At 53.0% G+C, this 22,173-nt stretch carries 19 protein-coding genes; 9 read left to right on the forward strand and 10 right to left on the reverse strand.

Annotation, left to right across the window (positions count from 1 at the left end; genetic code table 11):
• Positions 1–43: 43 nt before the first annotated feature.
• A complete protein-coding gene (gene dosP / locus JY391_RS11220; RefSeq protein WP_211935750.1) occupies positions 44–2,449 on the reverse strand; it encodes an oxygen-sensing cyclic-di-GMP phosphodiesterase DosP in 2,406 nt (801 codons plus the stop codon).
• Positions 2,450–2,475: 26 nt separating this feature from the next.
• On the reverse strand, positions 2,476–3,858 hold the full coding sequence (locus tag JY391_RS11225) for a diguanylate cyclase (RefSeq protein WP_211935751.1): 1,383 nt from the start codon (positions 3,856–3,858) through the stop codon (positions 2,476–2,478).
• A 579-nt stretch (positions 3,859–4,437) separates the two neighbouring features.
• Here JY391_RS11225 and treZ point away from each other — a divergent pair.
• The 4 genes from treZ to JY391_RS11245 are packed head-to-tail and all read left to right on the forward strand — an operon-like array spanning position 4,438 to position 11,668.
• Positions 4,438–6,228, forward strand: coding sequence for a malto-oligosyltrehalose trehalohydrolase (gene treZ, locus JY391_RS11230; protein WP_211935752.1), 1,791 nt, complete (start codon positions 4,438–4,440; stop codon positions 6,226–6,228).
• A complete protein-coding gene (gene treY / locus JY391_RS11235) occupies positions 6,225–8,795 on the forward strand; it encodes a malto-oligosyltrehalose synthase (RefSeq protein ID WP_211935753.1) in 2,571 nt (856 codons plus the stop codon). Before treZ ends, treY begins: the two co-directional genes overlap by 4 nt.
• Positions 8,795–10,876 (forward strand): glycogen debranching protein GlgX, encoded by a 2,082-nt coding sequence (glgX, locus tag JY391_RS11240; protein WP_181823178.1) that lies wholly within the window; start codon positions 8,795–8,797, stop codon positions 10,874–10,876. Before treY ends, glgX begins: the two co-directional genes overlap by 1 nt.
• Entirely contained in the window at positions 10,877–11,668 is a 792-nt protein-coding gene (locus tag JY391_RS11245; RefSeq protein WP_042282999.1) for an OBAP family protein, read from the forward strand. It begins immediately after the preceding gene.
• 65 nt (positions 11,669–11,733) lie between these two features.
• On the opposite strand, the gene JY391_RS11250 is transcribed toward JY391_RS11245, so the two are convergent.
• The 3 genes from JY391_RS11250 to ycgZ are packed head-to-tail and all read right to left on the reverse strand — an operon-like array spanning position 11,734 to position 12,643.
• Positions 11,734–12,000 (reverse strand): biofilm development regulator YmgB/AriR family protein, encoded by a 267-nt coding sequence (locus JY391_RS11250; RefSeq protein WP_060569769.1) that lies wholly within the window; start codon positions 11,998–12,000, stop codon positions 11,734–11,736.
• A gap of 46 nt (positions 12,001–12,046) precedes the next feature.
• On the reverse strand, positions 12,047–12,352 hold the full coding sequence (locus tag JY391_RS11255) for a hypothetical protein (RefSeq protein ID WP_042282994.1): 306 nt from the start codon (positions 12,350–12,352) through the stop codon (positions 12,047–12,049).
• 51 nt (positions 12,353–12,403) lie between these two features.
• Positions 12,404–12,643, reverse strand: coding sequence for a regulatory protein YcgZ (ycgZ, locus tag JY391_RS11260; protein WP_042282993.1), 240 nt, complete (start codon positions 12,641–12,643; stop codon positions 12,404–12,406).
• Positions 12,644–12,987: 344 nt separating this feature from the next.
• Between ycgZ and JY391_RS11265 the strand changes: the two genes are divergently transcribed.
• On the forward strand, positions 12,988–14,205 hold the full coding sequence (locus JY391_RS11265; protein ID WP_211935754.1) for a diguanylate phosphodiesterase: 1,218 nt from the start codon (positions 12,988–12,990) through the stop codon (positions 14,203–14,205).
• Between the two features lie 149 nt (positions 14,206–14,354).
• Positions 14,355–15,092, forward strand: coding sequence for a MerR family transcriptional regulator (locus JY391_RS11270; RefSeq protein WP_042282988.1), 738 nt, complete (start codon positions 14,355–14,357; stop codon positions 15,090–15,092).
• Between the two features lie 4 nt (positions 15,093–15,096).
• Here the strand turns inward: JY391_RS11270 and JY391_RS11275 are convergent, their stop codons facing one another.
• Complete coding sequence (locus JY391_RS11275) at positions 15,097–16,458, reverse strand: glycoside hydrolase family 10-like protein (protein WP_211935755.1); 1,362 nt, start codon at positions 16,456–16,458, stop codon at positions 15,097–15,099.
• Positions 16,459–16,719: 261 nt separating this feature from the next.
• Here JY391_RS11275 and JY391_RS11280 point away from each other — a divergent pair, with 261 nt between their 5' ends.
• Both JY391_RS11280 and JY391_RS11285 read left to right on the forward strand, forming a co-directional pair.
• A complete protein-coding gene (locus JY391_RS11280) occupies positions 16,720–17,052 on the forward strand; it encodes a type II toxin-antitoxin system RelE/ParE family toxin (RefSeq protein WP_058331501.1) in 333 nt (110 codons plus the stop codon).
• Entirely contained in the window at positions 17,039–17,353 is a 315-nt protein-coding gene (locus JY391_RS11285; protein WP_042282983.1) for a hypothetical protein, read from the forward strand. The genes JY391_RS11280 and JY391_RS11285 overlap by 14 nt, the downstream gene beginning before the upstream one ends.
• Positions 17,354–17,805: 452 nt before the next feature.
• Here JY391_RS11285 and JY391_RS11290 read toward each other — a convergent pair whose 3' ends face one another.
• Complete coding sequence (locus JY391_RS11290; protein ID WP_211935756.1) at positions 17,806–18,024, reverse strand: hypothetical protein; 219 nt, start codon at positions 18,022–18,024, stop codon at positions 17,806–17,808.
• A 114-nt stretch (positions 18,025–18,138) separates the two neighbouring features.
• On the opposite strand from JY391_RS11290, the gene tam reads away from it, so the two are divergent.
• Positions 18,139–18,897: a trans-aconitate 2-methyltransferase gene (tam, locus tag JY391_RS11295; protein ID WP_181823184.1), complete on the forward strand. Its 759-nt coding sequence runs from the start codon at positions 18,139–18,141 to the stop codon at positions 18,895–18,897.
• A gap of 43 nt (positions 18,898–18,940) precedes the next feature.
• Here the strand turns inward: tam and JY391_RS11300 are convergent, their stop codons facing one another.
• The 3 genes from JY391_RS11300 to JY391_RS11310 form a co-directional block, all read right to left on the reverse strand.
• A complete protein-coding gene (locus JY391_RS11300; protein WP_211935757.1) occupies positions 18,941–19,855 on the reverse strand; it encodes a bestrophin family protein in 915 nt (304 codons plus the stop codon).
• Between the two features lie 211 nt (positions 19,856–20,066).
• On the reverse strand, positions 20,067–21,518 hold the full coding sequence (locus tag JY391_RS11305) for a tagaturonate reductase (protein WP_211935758.1): 1,452 nt from the start codon (positions 21,516–21,518) through the stop codon (positions 20,067–20,069).
• A gap of 106 nt (positions 21,519–21,624) precedes the next feature.
• A complete protein-coding gene (locus tag JY391_RS11310) occupies positions 21,625–22,152 on the reverse strand; it encodes a GNAT family N-acetyltransferase (RefSeq protein ID WP_042282968.1) in 528 nt (175 codons plus the stop codon).
• Positions 22,153–22,173 lie beyond the last annotated feature (21 nt).

The following is a 22,173-nucleotide window of genomic DNA, read 5'->3' on the forward strand; positions in this document are numbered from 1 at the left end:
GGCAGTGCTTTAGGCCCGGCGGAAAACGTGCCGCCGGGTCGCATCAGAGGCTGACGGGAAGCGTACTGTTCATCCACCCTGGGATCTCCTCTGCCGCAACCGGACGCGAGAAGTAATATCCCTGAATCACTGGGCATCTGACCGAACGTAAAAATTCAAACTGTTCTTTGGTTTCCACCCCTTCCGCGATCACCACCAGATTTAAACTTTGTCCGATACGGGTAATGGCTTCCAGCAGCGACTGGATCCGTGTTTCCGTCAGGCAGCGGTCAACAAACGATTTATCAATTTTCAGCTCGGTCACGGGCAGACTGACCAACCGTGACAGACCGGAAAAGCCGGTGCCAAAATCATCGACCGACAGCCCAACGCCCATATCACGTAGCACCGTGATGCGTTTGAGGATCTCTTCATCCTGCTCCATCATCATGCTTTCCGTGATTTCCACCGTCAGCTGTTCGCCCGGTATGGCGAATTCCAGCATCGCTTCCGACACCTGGTTGGGCAATTGATTGCTGCGAAAATGCAGGGCCGAGAGGTTAACCGATAAGGTGGGAATGATCAGCGACTGCGCGCGCCATTCGGCCAACTGACGGCAGGCTTCCCGAACCACCCAGCGTCCGATGTTTTCGATTTCCCCAATTTCTTCCGCCAGCGGAATAAAGCGGCCTGGAGGAACATTACCGTGCTTCGGATCGCTCCAGCGGGCCAGCGCCTCGAAACCGTAAAGCTCACCGGTTTCGGCGAAAATCTGCGGCTGATAGACCAGACGCAGATGGTTGTTGGCAATGGCGCTTTTTAACGCTGCGCCCATCCGCAGGCGTTCTCTAACCGCGCGGTTCATCTCCGGGTCAAAGAATTGCCAGCCGTTACCGCCTGCCTTGCGGATAAAGTCCATCGCATTGTGCGCCGTCGACAGCAGGTAATCACGGTTTTTACCCGCTTCATAGCTGATGCCAATACTAAACGTCAACGGGAAGGGCTTATCGTCAAACAGCGTCGCTTCATTACCAATGCTAATAAGCTCGTCGGCGAAGTGCGTAATGTTGCTCATTTCACTGTCATGGCTGACCAGCACAAACTGGGTGCCTTCAATTCGGCTGAGGTACTGATCGGGTCTTAGCCGTTCACGGATCTTATTGATGATCTGCAATAGCACCTGGTCGGCCACGGCGTAGCCCAGGCTGTCTATCACGTCCTGGAAATGATCCACGCCTATCAGAAAAACCACCGGCGAGCGCTGAGGCTCTTCGCGGGTGGTTTCATCGAGATAAGCATGCAGATGGTTACGATTAGGCAGACCGGTGAACGGGTCAAACTGCAGCAAATGCTCAATCTGCTGTCGGCTTTTTTCCTGCTCAAGCGCCAGCGCGGCCAGATGCTGGCTGATATCGGCAACCCGCTGGATGAAGGCGCTGGTCTCTTTTCCTTTAACGGTTTTAATTAACAGCGTACCGGCGGGAGAGCCGTCGCGCTGGCGGATCGTCAGCGACCAGACGTCGAGGTTTTTGCGCGCCGCTTTTCCAGAAGATGACGCCCAGAAATGCCGGGCGCCATCTTTTAGCGCATACAGCGAGACGTGGGTGTCTCTGAGAACGGCTTCAATATTGCGGCAGATGATTTCTCCCATTTCCTGGAACGGCGGGCTGGCGCACATCGCCGCAAGAATATTGCCTTCCAGTTGGCGAATTTGCCGTTCTTCCGTGACGTCAGAGAAGGTCATCACCAGATTGGGCAGATCGGTTTCTTTGCCATATACCGGGCTGATGGAAGCTTTGATCCAGATTTCCTCGCCGGAACGGGTAATGACCAGGAACTCGTCCTGGTCGCGGGTGGTTTTCCAGAGCAACTGTTGCAGCCGCAGACGATTATCTGACGGCGTTTCGGGAATGTGGAGCAGGCTGTCCGGCAACTGGCCTGACGCCTCCTGAATGTTGTATCCGAACATTTCGCTGAAGGCGCGATTGCACTGGACGATGCGCCGCTCATGGTCAAGAACGATAACGGGACGATCAAGGTGGTCGACGGCTAACAGCAGCAGACGCGTTTGCTCCTTTTGTTCCATTTCGACGCTGGCGTCACGGGCAAACGCCAGATAAAAGATCCGGCCCTCCACGCTAATTTTCGACAGCGCAAAGCGGGTCCACACTTTGCTGCCGTCTTTGCGTTCCAGCAGCAGTTCCCGGCTCATGCCGACGACGCGCGGCTGCCCGCCTTCGCGGTTATGGCGAATATAGTCCGGATGCACCGCGCGCAAATCCCGGGGAATAAGCATCGAAATGCCTTTCCCGAGCACTTCATCACGGCTGTACCCCCACAGCTTTTCCGCCGCCGGATTAAAAAACAGCACTTCGTCGTTGTCGTTGATCAGCACGGCGCCCATCATGCTTTGCTCAAGCGCGGGAATGAAAATGCTGTCTCCGGTGCTTTTAACGTCAGTTAGCTTCATGTGTTACCTCTGCGTCCGGAAAACACTCAGGCGCCTGGTTTCCAGAGTTCAACACGGTTTCTGCCGTGCCTTTTCGCAATGTATAACGCCTCGTCAGCAATCTGAATTAAGCGTTCATAATCGGGGTGGCCGTTAAACATCGCCGCGCCAATGGAAAGCGAAAGCGGGATCGCTTCACCATCGGGAGACTTAATTTTGGTTTTCTCAACGCGGCTGCGAATACGCTCCGCGATGCGCAGGGTATCGGTCTGGGTGGCTTCGGTCAGCACAATAATAAATTCATCGCCGCCGTAGCGAAAAACATAGTCACTGCTGCGCACGTTGTCGTAGAAGGCCTGGGAAACGCGCCGCAGGATCTCGTCACCGGTATTGTGTCCCCAGGTGTCATTAATCTCTTTAAATTTATCCACATCAATAATCAGAATGGAAAGCGGCGTTCCGGCACGGTTGGCGTGGGCGATTTCGCGTTTAAAAATGGTGGGCAGAAACCGGCGATTGAGTAGCTTCGTCAATACATCCATTCCCACTTCATGGCGCGAAACTTCTTCAAACAGTTCGCGAAGCAGAGTGATGATTTGCGAAACGGTATTGCGGATTTGCAGAAGGAACTTTACCCGCGAGGCTTTATTGTTCAGCGCTTTTGCGGTTCCCCGGGTTTGATGAAACAGGCCGTCAAAATCCTGGATCAGTCGGGAAATATGGCCCACTTCAGCGATGCCGCTAAAATAGTGACGCCCTTTATGGTTAAACCACAACCCAAAATCCGCCTGACTCAACGGCAGACTGTTGCCAAAGTCGGCGTCGAGCATAATTTTATAGATAATATCCATTTCCCAGGCGAGCAGTGAGGCAATCTGGCGCTCTTTTTCTTCTTCGGCATTTTCCAGCAGGGAAAAAATACGATAGTTTTCATCTTCTTTTGCCGCGCTGCTTTCGCTAAAAGAGAAGGCCCGGGACATGACTTCCATCGCCAGATCGATGCTGTTAATAGAAAAATGGTAGATCAGGAGTTTCTCAGTCGCCTCATGGTGACTGTCTATGATGATCGGGTAGAGCAATTTTTTCAGAACCCGAAAACCCATTTCCACCAGTTCGACGGGAATCCCGATTCGGGCATGAACTTCAGCGACCGTATGTTGCACTTTGATTAACTCATCAACGTCACCGCTAGTGCAGGAGAGCACATCGACAATCCACTTTTCCAGCGCGTGTTTTAGCTGCCGCTCCACCTGTTCATTACTTAAAAATTCTTCAGCATGTGGGTCGGCAAGCACAATACGATAAAACTCGATGCTCAGGGTGTGCGCGTGGTGAATCGCAATCTCAGAAGCCAGTTTACGAATATGCGGATCCGTTTGTTCAATCAACGCGACCCATTCGTCTTTCATTCTTTTAAGATACATCTCCATCAGGCAGATCCTTACGGTCGTTCGCGAAAGACACGGGACAGGCGTCTTCGCAGTTTTATGGATAGTAGATCGAATTAAATAATACGTCACACCTGTAATGTAGCATCATCATATGAAAGAAAGAGTGTCATGACTTAAGGGATATTTTTATACAAATTTGCAGGCAAAGCCTGAAAATCCGGCGTTATCACCATAAGCAATAAAAAGCCCGTTCTTTTAGTCTGTTTTTAGATGAATAACCTTTTTGCGCCTGCGTGAATAAAAGAGAAAATGAAAACCAAAAGCCATCATGGTTTATACGTATTTATTTTAGTCTATTCTTCGCGTATTGATTTCAGGAAATAACGTTCGTCATTATTCATTGAAAGAAATATCAAACACCTGCGTAAACCCCGTTTATCGATCCGCTTTTCAGGGGGGCGCGAGTCAGAAAAAGCGCTTCATACGTGACACTGTCACCTCGCAATCGTCAGAGCTGGTCTATGCTTGTTCTGCGTATGCTGTTTCATACAGCAACGGTAGGGGTATTTGCTGCATAAAACTCACCCGAGGATGAAACGGGTCTAATGGGGCGACAGTATGAGTTCAAAATCCTTTATCAGAAGTTGGGGGTGTGAATTTGTGGCCGCGGATGTCGTTCGCTTTCGCATTTGGGCGACGAGTCAGGAAAAGATGTATCTCCGTATTCACGATCGAAACCACGAAATGACGGCCAGCGGAGAGGGATGGTTTGAGTGCCAGGTTAACGGCGTCAAGGCGGGAACGCCTTATCAGTTTGTATTGAACGACGGGACGGCAATTCCCGATCCGGCCTCGCGTGCGCAGTGTGACGATGTGAACGGCGCGTCGCGCGTCGTCAATCCCGAGGCCTATTGCTGGCAACACACTGACTGGCAGGGATGTCGCTGGGAAGAAGCGGTGTTCTATGAGCTGCATCTCGGCGCCTTTACGCCTGAAGGGACATTCCAGGCGGCAATCGCCAGACTTCCGTATCTCGCGGAACTTGGCGTTACCGTCATTGAACTGATGCCGGTTTCGCAGTTTGGCGGTCAACGCGGCTGGGGTTATGACGGCACGTTGCTGTATGCGCCGCATTCCGCCTACGGTTCACCAGACGATTTTAAAGCCTTTGTTGATGCCGCACACGGTTACGGTTTGTCGGTGGTTCTTGATATCGTGCTCAACCACTTTGGGCCGGAAGGTAACTATTTGCCGCTGTTATCTGAGAACTTTTTCGACGCCGCGCGCATGACGCCGTGGGGTAACGGCATCGCCTATGAAAACGACGCGGTACGCCGCTATATTGCTGACGCGCCGCTGTACTGGCTGGTGGAGTATCAGCTTGACGGATTGCGCTTTGACGCCATCGATCAGATCAAAGATGACGCGCAACCGCATCTGCTGGTAGAGATAGCCGAACGTATCCGTCGTGAGATTAGCGACCGGCCGATACATCTCACCACCGAAGACAACCGTAATGTCTTGTTTTTACATCCGCGTTCTGAAGATGGCGCGACGCCACTCTTTTCCGGTGAGTGGAACGACGATTTCCATAACGCCATTCACGTTATGGCGACCGGGGAAAATCACGGGTATTACGCCGACTTCGCCACTCAGCCCGAACGCTATGTTGCCCGCGCACTGAGCGAAGGGTTCGCCTGGCAAGGGGAAATGTCCGCCGTTAGCGGAGAAGCGCGCGGCGTTAGCAGCCGACAGCAGCCACCGACTACCTTTGTCGATTTTATTCAGAATCACGATCAGATCGGTAACCGTGCGCAGGGCGAACGGCTGATTACGCTGGCGGGAGCCGAGAAAACACGGGTACTGCTTGCCACGCTCCTGATGTCGCCACATATTCCGCTGCTGTTTATGGGCGAGGAATACGGCGAAACGCATCCCTTTTTATTTTTTACGGATTTCCATGGCGATCTTGCGCGCGCGGTGCGTGAAGGCAGGGCGAAGGAATTTGCCGGACACGCCGGACATGAAGGCGAAAACGTACCGGATCCCAATGCGCCTGAGACGTTCCAGCGCGCGAAACTCGACTGGCAAAAAATGCAGCATGAAGAAGGAAAAGCGTGGCTGACCTTCACCCGGGATCTGTTGAGCAGACGCCGGCGCGTTATCGTTCCGCTGCTGAAAACCGCACGCGGCGGTGAAGGCGAAGTGGTGCAGACTGCCCCCGGTTTTGTTGCTGTGCGCTGGCGTTTCCCGACAGGCGTTTTGTCGCTGGCGTTCAATATTGGCGATGTGCCAGTGGTGCTGCCGGAAATGCCGGGGAAAACGGTTTTCGCCTGGCCGGAAGCCCGCGAGCGTCTTAATCCAAATGCCATTGTCGTCCGATTCGCACAGGGAGAAACCTTACCATGATCCCTTCATCGACCTACCGAATTCAGTTTCGCAACGGCATGACTTTTGACGCCGTTAGCGAACGGATACCGTACCTGAAAAAGCTCGGGATCAGCCATTTGTATGCCTCGCCAATCTTTACGGCGACAGCGGGCTCGACCCACGGTTATGACGTCACAGACTGTAATGAGATCGATCCTTCCATCGGCGGGCGGGAAGGATTTGATCGCATGGTGCAAGCGCTTCACGCTGCGCAAATGGGGTTGATCCTCGATATCGTCCCTAACCATATGGCCAGTTCGCTGGAAAATCGCTGGTGGCGTGACGTTATTGAACATGGAGAGAAAAGCGCTTACGCCAGCCATTTCGATATCGACTGGTCACAGCGACTGACATTACCGTTTCTTGGCGACACCTTTGAGAAAGTCCTGGAAAAAGGGGAGATTAGCATCAAAGCGGATCCGCAGACGGGTAAACCGACACTGGCCTATTATGACGCCTTTTACCCGCTGGATCCGTCAACCTGGCAGGGAAATGAAGCGGATGTGCTGTCGATGACCGATAAACAGGCCATTGCAGACTTGCACCAACGGCAACCCTGGCGGTTGATGTCCTGGCGCGAGGCCGCGACAAATCTGAGCTATCGCCGTTTCTTTGAAGTCACTGGACTGGTTGGCGTTCGCGTGGAGGACGATCGGGTATTTGATGACACCCATCAACTGATCCTTGAACTGGTGGCAAACGGCGCTGTGGACGGATTGCGTATCGACCATATTGACGGCCTTGCCGATCCGCAGGCCTATCTTCAGCGTTTACGTCAAAAGGTCGGTGAGGCGTGCTATATCACCGTTGAAAAAATTCTTGCCCGCGGGGAGGAATTACCGCAGGAATGGCCGATTTCGGGTACCACCGGCTATGAGTTTATTGCGGCTCTGGCCGAAGTACTGGTGGACGATCGTGCGCTGGGCGATCTCCGACGCGTCTGGCAGGATGCAGTCGGTCAGCAGGTGGATATGCGCGCTGAACTGCGTAAGGCGCGGGTCCTGATGATAGAGCGTAATTTTGCCGGCGAATTTGCCCGCTTGTTGAAACTGGCAAGCGAACTGGCCCGTCAACAGCGCGTCGATATTGATGACGAGACGCTGCGCGGCGCGCTGCGAGAACTGCTGATTGCCTTTCCGGTGTACAGAACGTATGGCACCGCGCAGGGATTCAGCACGGCGGATCGCGAGCTGCTGCGACGTGTCACCGCACAGCTGAGCGCCAGTGAGTTTGCCCCGGACGCTCAGGCGCTTGGTTTTCTCTCTCGGTTGTTGGTCGGTGCCGATGACGCCTGCCTGACCACCACGGCGGCGACCTTCCGCACGCGCTTCCAGCAGCTCACCGGCCCGCTAATGGCCAAATCGGTAGAGGACACGCTGTTCTTTCGCCAGAACATGGATCTGGCGCTAAATGAAGTTGGCGCAGAGCCCGTTCAACGCTTTTTCTCGCTCACGCGCTTTCATCAGGAGATGCAGTCCCGTATGCGGCTACAGCCGGATGCGCTGTCCAGCACGTCGACTCACGACACCAAACGCGGCGAAGACGCCCGCGCCCGGTTATACACGTTGACCGAGGCGCCGACGCGTTGGGCGGAGCATCTGGCGCGATGGCGGCAAATGAACCAGACCCATGTCCGGTTTCTCAATGACGGCACCGCGCCCAAAGCGGCGGATACCTGGATGCTCTATCAGGCGCTGGCGGGGGTATGGCCCGCGGTATTCCGTCCGGATGACGCGAACGGTTTGCAGGCGCTTGAGGAGCGATTCCTTGAATTTGTGGAAAAAGCGCTACGCGAAGCCAAGCTGCGGACGGACTGGGTGGATACTAACGAGGCCTACGAAACGGCGGTTCTGGATTATGCCCGGCATATGCTGTCACCAGAAAACACGCTGTTTTTGCAGGATTTTCACGCTGCGTTGCAGCCGTTTATTCGTGCCGGATTGGTGAATAGCCTGACCCAGACGTTAATTAAACTGACCGCCCCCGGCGTACCGGATATCTACCAGGGCAGCGAGGCGCTCAATTTCAGTCTGGTTGACCCGGATAATCGTCGCCTGCCGGACTTTGCCCTGTTGGCCCGCCAGCTCACACAGGCAGACAGCCGCGTATTTACGCAGGAAGCGTGTTGGATGAATGGTCAGGTGAATCAGTATGTGACCGCCGTCCTGCTGCATCTGCGACAAAGGTTTCCCACGCTGTTTCGCAAGGGCGACTATCTGCCGCTCGACGCCGAGGGGGACAACGCGGAGCACGTCATTGCTTATGCCAGAGCAGATGAAAAAAACGCGCTGGTGGTGGTGGCGCCACGCTGGGTATTCCATCGCATAGAGGGCGAACTCTCCTCTGCTGGCGGCACGCTGTGGGCAGACACCCGTATCGCGTTGCCCGCACGGCTGGCGAATCGTCAGTATGAAGACGTCTTTCATCACGAGACGGTCGATGTCGGCGCCACGCTTGACGTCGCGCAACTCCCCGGTCATCCACTTATTGCTGTTTTACGCGAACACCCGTCTGAACAGACGGGTGCAGAAAGGGAAAATGGATAATGGCAAAAGCAAAAGGTAAACAATTTGATATCACAGCAGGGCACAGCCAGCAGTTAGGGGCAAACTACGACGGACAGGGGGTTAATTTTGCGCTTTTCTCCGCCCATGCCGAGCGCGTAGAACTGTGCCTGTATGACCCGAGCGGACAAAACGAAATTGCCCGCCTGACCTTACCGGAATTTACGCATGAGATCTGGCACGGCTACGTGCCGGGTCTGGAACCCGGGGCGCTGTACGGCTATCGGGTTCACGGGCCTTTTGATCCGGAGAACGGGCACCGTTTCAATCCCCATAAATTGTTGATAGACCCTTATGCCCGGGAACTGGTGGGGGATATCGCCTGGAATGAGGCGCATTTCGCTTACGATCTGGAAAGCGAAGAAAAGGATCTTAGCTTTGACACCCGCGACAGCGCCCCGTTTACGCCAAAATGTAAGGTTGTCGACCCGAATGCGTTCGACTGGCAGGATCACCGTCGCCCGGATATTCCCTGGCCCAGCGCCATTGTCTATGAAACTCACGTCAAAGGTTTCACCTGGCTGAATCCCGCGATACCGCAAGAATTGCGCGGCACGTTTGAAGGAATGGGCCATGCGGCAAGCGTGGATTACATTAAAAGTCTTGGCATTACCTCCGTCGAACTGCTGCCGGTTCACTGGTTTCCGGACGATCAGCATCTGCTGGACAAAGGTCTGAAAAACTTCTGGGGATATAACACGCTGGGCTTTTTCGCTCCGGCGACGCGCTACTACGGTCCGCGCGGCATACAGGGCTTTCGCGACATGGTGCGCGCCTATCATGATGCGGGTATCGAGGTCATTCTGGATGTGGTGTATAACCACACCGCGGAAGGTAACGAGCTGGGGCCGACGCTGTCATTTAAGGGTATTGATAACTTCTCCTATTACCGCACGCTGGCGGATCAGCATCGTTATTATATTAATGACACGGGGACGGGGAATACCGTTAATACCTCTCATCCCCGCGTGCTGCAGATGGTGATGGACTCGCTGCGCTATTGGGCGGAAGCGATGCACGTTGATGGTTTCCGTTTTGATCTCGGGACGATCCTCGGTCGCGAACCGGAGGGTTTTGATCAGCGCGGCGGCTTCTTTGACGCGATGATGCAGGATCCGGTGCTGTCGAAACTCAAGCTGATCGGTGAACCCTGGGACATTGGGCCGGGCGGGTATCAGGTAGGCGGTTTCCCGCCAGGGTGGGGAGAATGGAATGATAAATACCGCGATACGGTGCGCGAATACTGGAAGGGCGACAACGTTTCTACCGATTTTGCCGCACGCCTGCTTGGCTCCGGCGATCTCTATGACCTGCGAGGGCGGCGGCCATGGGCGAGCGTCAATTTTGTTACCGCGCATGACGGTTTCACCCTGAACGATCTGGTGTCCTATAACGAGAAGCACAACGAGGCGAATGGCGAGGACAATAACGACGGACATAACGATAACCGGTCATGCAATTATGGCGCGGAAGGTCCCACGGATGATGCCGTCATTAACGCCACGCGCGAACAGCAAAAGCGTAATTTCCTCGCCACGCTGCTGCTGTCCCACGGTACGCCGATGCTGCTGGCCGGTGATGAGTTTGGCCGCAGCCAGAACGGGAATAACAACGGCTACTGCCAGGACAGCGACATTTCCTGGGTCCACTGGGAGAATTTACCGGAGTCGGCGCAACAATTGCGGGAATTTACGCGCCACCTTATTGAACTGCGGAAACAGCAGCCGTTGCTGCGTCGGGAAAACTGGCGCGATGGCATGGTTATCCAGTGGTTTAATGCCGGGGGCGGGCTACAGCAGCCGGAACAGTGGGATGAAGGCTCCACGCTCGGCGTGTATATCGGTCGTCCCGATCTCGAGACCGAAGACGGGATCTGGCACGAGGTTCTGCTTCTGTTGAATCCCTTCGAATGTAGCGTGCCGTTCAGCATCCCGCAAACGGGGGATGGCGGTTGGGTATTGGAACTGAATACGGCTAATGACCCTGAACAGGGACTGATTATCGAAAATGAAACGGATTATGAACTTGCCGGACGCAGCATCGCATTATTCAGGAGGCCATAAGTGAAAAAAGGGTTATGCATTGCAGCATCGGTTGCGTTATTAACGGCCTGCGGGGCGAACACAACCCCGCCGAAGACGCCGATACCCGGAAAAGAAACGTCTGCAAGCCTGCGTACGCTGGAAGCCGGGGCGGAAGTGATACAGTCCCGGCCGCCGATCGAGGCCATCAGCGCCTATCTGGATGGCTTCCATTTCTACAGTGGCGATAAAAATGGCCAGATGGAAGCGCATCATTATGTCACTGTACTTAATGATGAAGTGATGCAGGCGGTGATCTACGACGGGAATACCAAAGACGCGCGTCTGATGGGCGTTGAATACATCATTAGCGAGCGGTTATTCAATACGCTGCCGCCAGAGGAAAAAAAACTCTGGCACAGCCATCAGTATGAAGTGAAGTCCGGCAGCCTGGTGGCGCCGGGTCTTCCCGCCGTCGCGGACAAAGCGTTGATGAGCAAAATCGTCAACACCTACGGCAAAACCTGGCATACATGGCATACCGATCGCGATAAAACGCTTCCAATGGGGATCCCCGCGTTGATGATGGGCTTTACCGGCGACGGGCAGTTGGACCCGGCGCTATTAGCCGATCGGGACCGTCGACTGGGTATCAATACGCAAGAAATTAAACAACAGCGGCGGGATATTGTGGCGCATCCGGTAGCACAAGGCGCCAACGCCTGGGAGAAAGGGCAAGTGATACAGTTAAAAAGGGTCAGCGGCGCGGGGGAGCATGGTCATGGCATGACGCGCTCTTTTGGTAAGGCTGAGCAAAATCAACAAAAGCCGTAATGTTCACAGCCCATCCTGCAACGGGACAGCGTGTCAGGATGGGCCAGAAAGACAGAGGGTAAACCTTAAATATCATCCATGGTGTAGCCAACGACAATTTCCAGTGTTTTCCGTAACACATCAGCCTGTACCACGCTGTCCGTAGTTTCCAGCGCCTGGACCAGCCATAAAATAATCGCTTTATTGGTGATATGCCCATCAGAAGCCATAATGCTGCTGATAGCGGTCGCCAGTACCGCTGACTCCTCGGCAAGACGGTCGCCTGCGTTGCGGAAAAATTCGGACATTGCTGTATCTGGAAGAACTGCGTAAAAATCGGTCTGCTTAAGCATCGCTTGTCTCATGTGCTTTCACCGTTAAGTTGTAAAATGGCGTTGGTTAGTGCATTTTTTTTGTGCTGTCTGACTGGCGACTGCCAAACAGCTCAAGCACGTTGCCCCGTCGTCCTGCATGTGAATCTGGTCGGCGCGCGCGTTGACGCTTTCTGGCCGCCATGGCGGTGACTTCAGTAATGACGCTTTGTATGGCCTCTTGTCGTTTACTGTCTCCCGCGTTGGCCTTCATATTTCCCAGCGTCACGATCAGTGCCTGGGTGCTAATGGGACCATGGCTTTTCAGCAGCGTTAATACCGCTTCACCGATGATTTCATCCGTCAGTCGTTCATATTCTTCACTTCTGTTCATAACCGCATCTCTGGTTGCCAACGCTGACACTGGCGTTGGCGTGAACCTCCACTAACGATCAAACAGCAGACCAATCAGCGTGTGATAGTGGTGTTCCTCCGCTTCGCTATTCGCTTTTTCAAGGCGGCTCAGCAATTTAGTACAAAGCGACTTCCTGTTCAGGCTCTTGCCGTCGGTGAGGATTTCCACCACAAGTTGACCCAGGGTTTCCTGCTGAGTCGGCAGGCTAGCTTTATTGAAGTACTGGGCAATCGCATTCGCTGAATCGGACATGTTGATGTTGTGATGCATGTGTGACTCCCATTTGTTTCAATAATCTACAAAGTTGTAATTTAAGTTATACAAATATAGAAAATGTGTACATATGATGCGTACAAAATAGCATGCTAATTTTTAGCTTTTTGTGCTAACCGTTTAAAATCAATAAATTAAAATTAATAATTTACAATTTGTGTCATCAATAGCTGTACAACATTTTTAGGCGGGAATTGGGTAAATTATGCCAATATTTAGACAATAGAAATGTAACATTTTCCTTTGTGAACATATTGTTAGCGTAAAGTGAGTTTTCTGGAGACGGGAAGGCACGGTTCTGGTAGGGTATTTATGTTCCCTCCTATATATCTGGACTCATCATGCTCACAACGGTTATCTACCGTAGTCATATTTGCGACACTTTTTCCCTGATCTCTCTTGAAAAAATGGTGGCAGCAGCAAAGGTAAAAAACGAACAGGCCAACGTCACCGGGATCCTGTTGTTTAACGGAAAACATTTTTTTCAACTGCTTGAAGGGCCAGAGGAGGGCGTTCAGCAGATCTATCAACACATCATCAACGATGAGAGACATCATAATCTGGTAGAGTTATTGCGTGACTACGGGCCGTCACGCCGCTTTGGTAAAGTGGGAATGGAGCTTTTCGACCTGCGCGAATTTGCCAGAAATGACGTTTTGCAACACGTACTCGATAAAGGTACCACCCGGTATCAATTGGCGTTTAACGACCGACCGCTGAAATTCTTTCGCACTTTTATAGAGGCGACCGAAAAGGAAAATTATTTTGCCATTCCACCGGCAAATACCTGGGAATTTATTGCCGAAGGTGTAAGCAGGGAAAAGAGTGTGCAAGAAGATACCCACGCAGAATGTTGCTTTGCCTTTCAACCATTAATCGATCCTTTCGCCCGGGAGATTGTCGCGCTGGAAGCCTTGCTGCGAACGCCAGACGGACAGGGGCCAGAACGTTATTTCGCCGGGCTTAGCGGGACGGCGCTTTACGAAGCGGATCTGCACAGTAAAACGCAGGCCTTTGCGCTGGCGGGCAGGCTGAATTTGCAGCGATATTCACTGTCGGTGAATGTGTTGCCTATGACGCTGGTCAACATTCCCCACGCGGTACAAACGTTGCTGGACGCCATTGAGCGTTCCGGCCTGGTGCCGGAACAAGTGACGGTTGAATTCACAGAACGCGAAGTGATCTCGGGGCTTGAGCAATTTACCGCCTCTGTCAGACTACTCAAAAGCGCCGGAATTAGCGTGGCGATTGACCACTTTGGCGCCGGGTCTGCGGGCTTGTTATTGCTGTCGCAGTTCCAGCCGGATCGCATAAAAATTAACCGGGAGCTCATTATGGATGTCCACAAAAGCGGGCCCCGGCAGGCCATTGTACAAGCGATCGTCAAATGCTGCTCGTCGCTGGAAATAGCGATTTCTGCGGTTGGCGTTGAAAAGGCGGAAGAGTGGATGTGGCTGGAATCAGCCGGTATCAGTCAGTTCCAGGGCTATCTGTTCGCCCGTCCATCTTTAGGAGGTGTCTCGCCGATTGCCTGGCCGGAAAGGGCTGCCGATCTTTAATGCCAGGTTAAAAAATTGTTGCCCCATCTTACTGAGAATTGGGAATAAATTCACAAATCCCTGCTTGTACAGGAAAATTTGATTTGTACAGCGCAGGGGGTTTGGTTAACTTATACATGGAAGTACAGCTTTGCAGTAAGAGGGATGCTATGGCTTTTTACAGTATTGGTGATGTGGCCGAACGATGCGGAATCAACCCGGTTACGTTGCGTGCCTGGCAAAGACGCTATGGATTATTAAAACCTCAGCGCAGCGAAGGCGGTCACCGTCAGTTCGACGAAGATGACATCAGACGTATCGAAGAGATTAAACGCTGGATCAAAAGCGGCGTGCCGGTGAGTAAGGTTAAAGCGCTGATTGAAGGCAGCCAGACTGCGCAACACGACGGCTGGTTATCGCTTCAGGAAGAGATGATGGTCACGCTGCGTCGTGTCAGTCCCGACAAACTGCGCGTACGCATTGATGAACTGGGCGCCAGCTATCCGGTTGATGATGTGATCGATCATATTTTTGTTCCGATGCGTCAACGACTTAATCTTGAGCAGGCTACCGCACGCGTCATGGGCAGTCTGCTGGATGGGGTGCTGATCGACTATGCGATCACGCGCCTGAATGCCTTACGCGCTCAGGCTGATAAAGAGGCTTATCTGCTGTCATGGGAGTGTGAAGACCGGACACGTCTTTGGCTGGAAGGCTGGCGTTTGTCGCAGCAGGGCTGGAATATTCACGTGCTGCCGGAGCCGCTGGAATCGCCGCGCCCGGAAATGTTCCCCGGTCAGGATATTTTCGTCTGGATTGGGAAAGCGCCCACCACGCGCCAGCAAGAACAACTGGCGAGCTGGCGAGAGCAGGGGTATAGCATTGCCCTGCATTCATCGCCGTCCTGAATCGCTACATCTTTTCTTTATTTGACGGGTGACCACTCAGGTTTGCCCAACGCTGTCGTAAATAATGAACGGCCTGCTGCGTTTGCGGCTGATTAAGGTTGTTTTCCCTGAACAGTATTGTGCCGTTGATTTGCGGAACCGAGTCGTTCAGGTCGAGCTGTTTTTTCAGTTCCGGCACGCCGCCGTTTACCGTCCAGTCCGGCTCTTTACGCGAGGGTTCGCCCACCTTATACAACGCCACGCCAATATAAAGTCGGGTTTTCGTAGGCTTCACCACATCCGCCCACCATTTGGCGAGCACATCATAGCGCGCGGCGTCGCGAGAGAAGGGCCAGTACAGCTGCGGCGCGATGTAGTCCAGCAAACCTTGCTGTACCCAACGGCGCGTGTCCGCGTAAGACTCATCATACGCCGCGGCGCCCCGGGTGTCTGAACCGGCGGGATCGTGTGAGCGGTTACGCCAGACCCCTGCCGGACTCACTCCAAATTCTACGTCCGGGTTAATGTGTCGGAGGGTGCGCGACACCAGTTCAATTAACTGCTGCGTATTGTGCCGTCGCCAGTCAGCCTTGGTATGAAACCCTTCACCGTAGCGCCTGAAGGTCACGCTGTCATTAAGCGCAGATCCCGGTGATTCAGCATAGAAATAGTCGTCGAACTGAACGCCATCAACCGGGTATTTTTTCACGACCTCCGCCACAATACTGGTTATCCAGTCGCGAACCTCCGGGATCCCCGGGTCAAGAACATAGCGGTCGCCAGCTGTACGGATCCAGTCACGGTGAAGGACAAAAACGCTTGCGGGCTGCAGTGACACGGTGCGGTTCAGTTCGGCAACCGTAGAAGGTCGGGTATTAACCGAGACGCGATACGGATTGAACCATGCGTGAACCCGCATCCCACGCTTATGCGCTTCGTCAAGCATAAACTGCAGCGGATCGTAACCGGGGTCCTGGCCAATTTTTCCGGTAAGCATGTCTGACCAGGGCAATATCGCTGAGGGCCAAAGCGCGGTACCGTCAGGTTTTACCTGAAAAAATACGGTATTGATGCCGAGCCGCTGTAAATTATCGAGCTTATCGGTTAGCGCTTTTTGCTGCATGGCGATACGCGAACGCGCGTCGCTGACAGTGACTGACGCGACGGGAGGCCAGTCGAGACGGGAAACCGTCGCCAGCCAGACGCCGCGAACGGGTTCGTTCAACTTTTGTTGTTTCACGGGTGAAGCAGGCGTTGCTGATGGCGGCGTTACCAGCGAGGCGGGCGGTGTAGAAGAGCAGCTAGCCAGCAGAAGCGCCGACGCGATTGCAGCCGTGTAAGTCCTGAGACGAAATAAAGGAAGAAAACGAGGAGAACTGATATCCATATACGTCCGTTGCCGGTTAGCGCGAAAGTGAAATTATTGTGGTCTGATTCGAGGGTAAGTCAAGATAACGGCGCGAATGATTTGATAGGTGAGGCGGGAACGAGGCTTTGACGGGATCTTAAAAGTTTTTTAACGGTATTTGTTGTATAGCCATTATCATTGCCATTGCTTTTCTGCCCGTGTTAGCGCATGGGCTTTTTTTACCCCACTTGCCATGTGGTAACGAATTCGTTACCATCAATCAAATACGGAGGGGTATCAATGGATATCAAGTATTACACGGACGAGAACGACGTCAGCCCGCTTGAAAAATGGCTGGCTAAAAACCGCGCCGCAATTCCAAAAGTTTTTACGGCGGTTGAGCGATTACGGAGCGGGAACACATCGTCAGTGAAATGGTTATCTGGCCGACCGGGTATCGGTGAATACAGGATAAACTGGGGCGCCGGTTTGCGTGTGTATCTGATGCAGGACGGCGACGAAATTGTCATTTTACTGTGTGCCGGTTTCAAGGATCGGCAAAATAACGATCTCGACGCCGCCGAAAAATACCGCGCTGACTATCTGAGGAGTAAAAAACATGGCCGCGCATGACATCGAAAAAATGTGGGAAAACCTGCTTAAAGAGGATATCGGGTCGCGTGTTCAGATTATCCAGGAGATACACGAATTAATACTGTCCGGTGAAATCGAAGTCGCCAAAGGTATGCTGCGCACGCTGATTAAGGTCACGTGCGGTTATCCTGCGATTTCTGACGAGGTCGGCAGAAATTCCAAATCAATTATGCGCATGTTGTCGCCTGATGTGGATCCGGGTGTTAAAGCGTTTATGGCCGTTGTCAGAGCAGCCGAACGTCAGTCAGAGAAAGCAGCGGCCCAGGGGAAAATCCACTGAGTCGAAACGCGACGCAACGAACCGGTCACAATGGCCGGTTTTTTTACGCCTGCGCGGTGTGCTGCGTGAAATCCTGTGCAGGATAACGGGGGCAAATCTGCAGAATTCGCGCAGCGTCACGACAGGGAAGGGATCAAACGGGTTGCAATGTCATTACCATTTGCGCAGTGCTATACATCACAAAGCAATGTAGTAATACATGTGTAGAGTTTTTTTGACGAACACCAATCCAAGCGCGTTAACACGTATTTTAATAGGTTCTGATTGATTTAACATAATATACATTATGCGCACCAATGTTTTGTTAGCTCAATACTAGCGTCTATATGTGGGTCATTTCCTACCAGGTCGATAACTCACTTTTCCTGATGAGGAGTTTCTGTGGCTATACATGACGCCGGGGAATTCATCATGAAAGAAATTTCTCGTAGATACTTTTCGCTTCAGGACGTTCAGAAGCGACGTTCCTGTCTGCTTAGGGCTGCCAGCACACTAACAGCCTCTGGGATAACGTCCGCTGGCGTATTTCCATAGCCGATAACCAACCCTGCGGCGGCATCGTTGCTGACGCTGTATGAAGAAAAGGCCTGAACGCCTATGCCATGCTGACGTGCGAGTGAGACAATTTTCTTATCGTCGGTGCCAGGTGCAAGCAAAAGCGTCAGATGCATACCTGATTTCCCGCCAAGCACTTATTACAGAATGAAGGGCTGACAATTTCAGATAAAGGTCCAGGGTTTAAGTGTAGGAACAAACATCAATCACTCATCTACAGGAGACTGCCAATGTCCGACTGGAGTCCTTCGCTCTATATGCAATATGGTGCCGAACGTTCGCGGCCTGCGGCAGAGCTGTTGACGAGAGTAACGCATGAGCACGTCCAGTCAGTTGTCGATTTGGGATGTGGACCGGGCAATAGCACCGCTCTACTCCGCCATCGCTGGCCAGATGCCGTGATCGTTGGCGTGGATAGCTCACCATCGATGCTGAACGAAGCGCGAAAAGCGTTGCCGGATTGTCATTTTATCGAAGCCGATATTCGCGACTTTCATGCTGCCACAGCGCCTGATGTGCTGTATGCCAACGCTTCGCTTCAGTGGATCGACGATCACTACACGCTGTTCCCCCGCCTCGTTTCTTTGCTTAATTCACATGGCGTCCTGGCCGTGCAAATGCCCGATAATACGCTGGAGCCGTCGCATGTTCTGATGCGCGAAGTGGCTTATGAGCAAAATTATCCCAACCGCGGACGCGAGCCGCTTCCTGGCGTTCACGCTTATTACGATATCCTAAGCGAAGCCGGTTGCGAGGTGGATATCTGGCGCACAACCTACTACCACCAAATGCCATCCCATCAGGCGATAATCGACTGGGTCAGTGCGACCGGGCTGCGGCCCTGGTTACAGGATCTTAATGAGCCAGCGCAAAAACGCTATCTTGCCCGCTATCACGCGCTGTTACAGGAGCAGTACCCGCTTCAGGAAGATGGGCAGATACTGCTGGCATTCCCACGATTGTTCATGGTCGCCCGTCGCCTGACATAACGATCGGCGCGCGCCGCGTTTAACAACGATACAGCCAGGAAGGTTATGTCAGTTGATAGTGCTTGTCCGGAACGTGCTTCGCCGGAATGGCTGTTTCATTGTTCATTTGAAGCAGATCGATCTCGATGGCATTACAGATAGCATCAAGCGGCAAGTCGTTGTTTTCCGTACCGAACGGATCTTCCAGTTCTTCCGCCAGCGCATCCAGGGAGATAAAGGTATAGGAGATCAGTACCGAGATAAACGGCGTCATGTAATGCAGGTCAACAACCAGCGCAAACGGCAGCATGATGCAAAACAGGTACACCGTGCGGTGCAGGATCAACGTATACGCAAATGGCACCGGCGTATTGGCGATTCTCTCGCATCCTGCCAGCACCGCTGACATATCGTTTAACCGATTGTTTAAACTGTGAAATAATATATCAGACAAACGCCCGTCGCGCCGACGAACAGCCAGCCACTCCCCCATCAGCAGCAGAATGCGGTTTGCCGGAGAGTGCGCGGCGAAGACCTGTTTCAGATCTTCCGCGTTGAGGTATTTCGCCAGAGGTTCAGCCTGCGGTTTTCGCCGCAGCGTCATGCGCAAACAATGGGCAAAGGCAATTTGCAGGCGAACAAATTCTCCAGACTGCGTGTCGTCCGGGAGCGTGGTTTTGACTTCCCGCAACAGCGACCGTGAGGCAATCATTAACTGTCCCCACAGTTTTCTCGCTTCGACATAACGTGCGTAGCAGGCATTGTTGCGAAACCCTAAAAATATCGCGATGGCCACACCAAGGATGCTGAACGGCGCAAGCGTGAACTTGATACCGAGCATGGTGTACCACGGAAGCATGATGATAACAGCGATGGAAAGCAGGAAATTCAGCAGTAAACGGGAAGAGATTTTAGCTAAAACGGAGCCATGCCAGACGAATATCAGGCGTAGCCAATGCTGTTGAGGACGAACAATCATGACGGTTTTCAGAAAAGAAGCGAATCCCGTTATTAAACGTGATCTGGATCAAACTTACAACTTTCTTGAAACGGGCCCTGATATATCTGTCAGACTGTTAACGGCTCAGGAGTCACAGATCGACAGGTATAAAAATAGATTGTATGTTGTAACTAATGATCATATACAATAAACCCGGCCTTCGCCGGGTCAATCTTATCGCACACTTATTTTAGCATAGCGGTTTTACCGCTTCGCGCATGCCTTTGCTCAGGATGTTGTCGAGATCGCTGGTCACCTGCTCCACCAGTCCTGGGACATTGGTCAGGTCCTGCTCCCAGTGTTCCTCTGCGGCCAGAACGGCGCTAACCAGTTGCTGCGTACTCAGTTGGCGATCGCCATGCTGGCTCCAGAGCTGCTGGAAACGGGTGATCCAGTGCGCGTCATCCTGCACCGGATACGCTTCACCGCTACGTTCCCCGCGGTAGAAGGCAATCAGCGCGGCTAAAGCAAACGTCAAACGCGCCGGTAATTTACCGTTAGCCCTCTGCCCTGCCAGCAGTTGCGGAAGAATGCGGGTGCGGAATTTCGTCATGCCGTTCAGAGCGATCGACAGTAACTGATGCTTAATGTACGGGTTACGGAAACGTCCGGTGACCGCGCTGGCGAACGATTCCAGTTCATCACGCGGCAAATCAAGCACAGGAATGATTTCCTGATAGACAGCCTTTTCCACAAAAGCGCAGATATCGCTATCATTCATCGCCTCGCCGACCGTATCCAGACCCGCCTGGAACGCGACCGGAACCAGCGCGGTGTGCGCGCCGTTCAGAATGGCTACCTTACGCTCTTTATAAGGCTTGATATCATCGACGATTAAAACATTCAGCGGGTATTTGTCGAGGCGTAGCTCGGAAGCCAGGGTCTTCGGTCCCTGGATAACAAACAGGTAGAAATGCTCGGCGGTATCCAGGAAGCCATCGTGATAACCCAGTTCTGCTTCCAGTTGTGCCACTTCATCTCGTGGGTAACCCGTCACAATACGGTCCACCAGCGTCGAGCAAAACACATTAGCCTCATCCAGCCAGGTAACAAAGGCCGCCGGCAGTGACCATTCCTGCGCATAGCGCAGCACCAGTTCACGCAGCGCGTCGCCGTTATAGTCGATCAGCTCACAAGGAATAATAATCCAGCCTTTATCCTGCGCGCCGTTGAAATGACTAAAGCGCTCAAACAACAGGCGCGTCAGCTTCGCCGGATAGCTCACCGCCGGGGCATCATCGAACTTATCGCCCGCATGGTAGCTGATGCCCGCTTCGGTGGTGTTAGAGAAGACAAAACGTATGTCCGGGTTGTGCGCCAGCTTCAGGAACGCATCGTACTCACCATAAACACTGATCTCACGGTTCACTGAACGAATCAAACGCGCATCGCTGACGGCCTCGCCCTGCTCATTCAAGCCGCGAATGATTGTTGTATAAAGCCCATCCTGCGTGCTGAGCGATGGCGGGAAAGCGCTGTCGATGGGACGTACAATCACCACACCGGCGTTCAGATCGGTATGTTCATTGAGCAGATCGATCTGCCAGTCAACAAAGGCGCGCAGAAAGTTACCTTCACCAAACTGAATGATGCGTTCAGGATAGTGGGCACCGGGAAAATCGCTACGGTTTAGAGTTTTCACAATGGGTTCCCTTTCGATTAGTCATACAACCTGATTAAATTGGTAGAACAGGTTAGCAAAACTTTACGCCAGTAAAACCCCGTTTTGATCAAGTGATAGCGATAAATCAAAGCGCTTTGTAGAAAACTGTGGTGCCGGTCAGCGTTCCATCAGGCATCAACGCATAATCAGGTATCACACCCGCTTTTTGCCACCCGCACGAGTGGTAGAACAACTCGGCGTCGCTACCGGTGGCGGTGTCCAGGACCAGTTGTGTTTTACGCTGTTCCCGTGCGCACGTTTCAAGCGCCTGCATCAGATGGCGGGCCAGTCCCTGCCGCCGCGCCGAAGAGTGAACGAGCAGTTTAGCGACATCAGCCCTGTGAGGCTGGTTTTCGGGTTGCCGGGTAATAAGCTGCACGGTGCCGACAATCACGCCCTGCTGATTTTCAATAACGAGAACCTGTCGCTCGCCTCTGCCCACGCTTTGGGCGACATCGTTCCAGAAAACATTCGCTTTTTGACGATCGAAGGGGGAAAGAAAACTGACCGACGCGCCGCGATTGACGCAGTCAGTCAGAAGATCACTGAGTTCATCCTGTCGCGCGAGAAGCGTCTCAGCGCTCAATAACATACAGGGGGGTAATGGCATTATAAGGGCTCCTTGAGTAGACCT

It is taken from the genome of Citrobacter sedlakii (assembly GCF_018128425.1).
Taxonomy (GTDB): domain Bacteria; phylum Pseudomonadota; class Gammaproteobacteria; order Enterobacterales; family Enterobacteriaceae; genus Citrobacter_A; species Citrobacter_A sedlakii.

Bases quoted from the DNA above. Each gene is read 5' to 3' on its own strand.
- glgX (WP_181823178.1), top strand. From the start codon at position 8,795: ATGGCAAAAGCAAAAGGTAAACAATTTGATATCACAGCAGGGCACAGC.
- JY391_RS11275 (WP_211935755.1), bottom strand. From the start codon at position 16,458: ATGGATATCAGTTCTCCTCGTTTTCTTCCTTTATTTCGTCTCAGGACT.
- treY (WP_211935753.1), top strand. From the start codon at position 6,225: ATGATCCCTTCATCGACCTACCGAATTCAGTTTCGCAACGGCATGACT.
- JY391_RS11285 (WP_042282983.1), top strand. From the start codon at position 17,039: ATGGCCGCGCATGACATCGAAAAAATGTGGGAAAACCTGCTTAAAGAG.
- tam (WP_181823184.1), top strand. From the start codon at position 18,139: ATGTCCGACTGGAGTCCTTCGCTCTATATGCAATATGGTGCCGAACGT.
- JY391_RS11255 (WP_042282994.1), bottom strand. From the start codon at position 12,352: ATGAACAGAAGTGAAGAATATGAACGACTGACGGATGAAATCATCGGT.
- JY391_RS11290 (WP_211935756.1), bottom strand. From the start codon at position 18,024: ATGCATCTGACGCTTTTGCTTGCACCTGGCACCGACGATAAGAAAATT.
- ycgZ (WP_042282993.1), bottom strand. From the start codon at position 12,643: ATGCATCACAACATCAACATGTCCGATTCAGCGAATGCGATTGCCCAG.
- JY391_RS11250 (WP_060569769.1), bottom strand. From the start codon at position 12,000: ATGCTTAAGCAGACCGATTTTTACGCAGTTCTTCCAGATACAGCAATG.
- JY391_RS11280 (WP_058331501.1), top strand. From the start codon at position 16,720: ATGGATATCAAGTATTACACGGACGAGAACGACGTCAGCCCGCTTGAA.
- JY391_RS11225 (WP_211935751.1), bottom strand. From the start codon at position 3,858: ATGGAGATGTATCTTAAAAGAATGAAAGACGAATGGGTCGCGTTGATT.
- JY391_RS11265 (WP_211935754.1), top strand. From the start codon at position 12,988: ATGCTCACAACGGTTATCTACCGTAGTCATATTTGCGACACTTTTTCC.
- JY391_RS11270 (WP_042282988.1), top strand. From the start codon at position 14,355: ATGGCTTTTTACAGTATTGGTGATGTGGCCGAACGATGCGGAATCAAC.
- treZ (WP_211935752.1), top strand. From the start codon at position 4,438: ATGAGTTCAAAATCCTTTATCAGAAGTTGGGGGTGTGAATTTGTGGCC.
- JY391_RS11300 (WP_211935757.1), bottom strand. From the start codon at position 19,855: ATGATTGTTCGTCCTCAACAGCATTGGCTACGCCTGATATTCGTCTGG.
- dosP (WP_211935750.1), bottom strand. From the start codon at position 2,449: ATGAAGCTAACTGACGTTAAAAGCACCGGAGACAGCATTTTCATTCCC.